This window comes from Ochrobactrum sp. SFR4 (assembly GCF_019730395.1).
Classification (GTDB): domain Bacteria; phylum Pseudomonadota; class Alphaproteobacteria; order Rhizobiales; family Rhizobiaceae; genus Pseudochrobactrum.
Genome location: NZ_JAAPBB010000890.1, coordinates 1 through 264, shown reverse-complemented (window position 1 = coordinate 264; position 264 = coordinate 1). Strand labels below are relative to the sequence as shown.

The following is a 264-nucleotide window of genomic DNA, read 5'->3' as shown; positions in this document are numbered from 1 at the left end:
GTGCCCGCCGCCTCTATCGTCTGCGTTTCTCCCGCGGGCTGCCACTGGGTGATCTGGAAGAACTTGGAGAAGTCCATAACCGCCGCGGTACGCGGGTGCGTTTCCATCCGGATCCGGAAATTTTCGGTAAGAACGTCAAATTTGACCCGGAGCGTCTATATCGTATGGCGCGGTCGAAAGCCTATCTGTTTGGCGGCGTAGAAATCCGTTGGTCCTGTGATCCGTCTTTGCTTGATCCTAAAAAGGGCATTCCGGATAAAGCTG

Annotated in this window: 1 pseudogene; it reads left to right on the top strand. The window is 54.9% G+C overall.

Features of this window, described 5'->3' with window-relative positions:
* Positions 1–264 (top strand): annotated as a pseudogene (locus HBA93_RS21655) (DNA topoisomerase IV subunit B); the annotation flags it as partial.